2 protein-coding genes and 1 pseudogene are annotated in these 1,067 nt (G+C 56.5%); all 3 read right to left on the bottom strand.

The features are described 5' to 3' along the window. The coding region (locus tag F7R02_RS25510; RefSeq protein WP_167521113.1) for a MobA/MobL family protein at window positions 1–265 on the bottom strand (265 nt) is incomplete at its 3' end. A 102-nt stretch (window positions 266–367) separates the two neighbouring features. Continuing rightward, entirely contained in the window at window positions 368–868 is a 501-nt protein-coding gene (locus F7R02_RS25505; protein ID WP_078589953.1) for a hypothetical protein, read from the bottom strand. Window positions 869–945: 77 nt separating this feature from the next. After that, window positions 946–1,067 (bottom strand): annotated as a pseudogene (locus tag F7R02_RS25500) (IS3 family transposase); the annotation flags it as partial.

Raw genomic sequence — 1,067 nt, 5'->3', positions numbered from 1 at the left:
CGAAATCTCGGCACACCGTGCTGTTGTGCCGTCGCTCCGCCGCTTCTGCAGCCGCCCAAAGCGCCTGTGGGTCATAGGCCCATGCCGGTGAGCCAGTTGGCGCCATGCAACGCGATTGGATGATGCCTGCCCTACCCCGGTAGTCGTGGCGAGCACCTGAGTTGGGATCGGTGAGCAGATAACCACCGCGATATGCCGCTGCGGCAATTGCGGAATGGCCTTTTGCTCGGCTGTAAGTTTTGATGCGGGTGTGGTAGATGGCCATGCATTTCTCCTGATGTTGGAGAAACACTTTCTCTAGATTTCGAGAAGCGCAAGGCCTTTGGGATCACTATTTTTCGCTGCCTTCGTTGCCTAACTGATGGAACTAGCGAGCAGTTCGATCGACCTCAAAGATGCGTCCCAAGCTGACGAAAGGCCGAGATGGATGGAAGATCTCAGCGCTCCATGTAGCAAAGCGCTTGACCGCGCCAGGGGGATGGTCACCAAGGGGCTGTCCATCCATGCCAAACGCGATCTTGTCGCCGTCCCCCCATTGGTGGGGCATTTGACCAACCACCACCGGCCCATGTGGCGTAAGTGATAGTGACGCGGTATCCACCACGTCATGTGCTGGGAGCGCTACCTCTTTCACTGATGCGAACCATCCGAATGGCTCAGCCAGAGTCAGACATCGAGTCATGCCCTCTCCTACCTTGAAGAGCGAACCTGCGCGCTCGCCTTGGAGCATCAAGAAAGCGAGAACAGGGTCGCCTTCTTCCTGCTGATTGTTGACCAACATTGCCCAACTCTCTCGGAACAGAAAGATGCTGCCAGGTGATAGGTCATTGGTAAGCCGATCTGCAAAAGCTTGTGCGGGAATGCTCATCGATTTCTCCCGGTTGACGTCATGTTGGACGTCAGTTGATCCAGCGGCGGCGCAAGAGCACGACCAGGTCTTGGGTTCTACCCCGATATCACGGACGGTTGTAAAAGAGCTGCAACCTTCTGATCCTGCTTGGCCGCCCTTCGCCGCATCCTTGGGTTGTGGCGTCGCTCGATGTAGTCAAACACATCCGCTCTTGCTC

This window comes from Xanthomonas cissicola, from assembly GCF_008801575.1.
GTDB classification, from domain to species: Bacteria; Pseudomonadota; Gammaproteobacteria; order Xanthomonadales; family Xanthomonadaceae; genus Xanthomonas; species Xanthomonas cissicola.
This window is presented reverse-complemented; position numbering and strand designations above follow the sequence as displayed.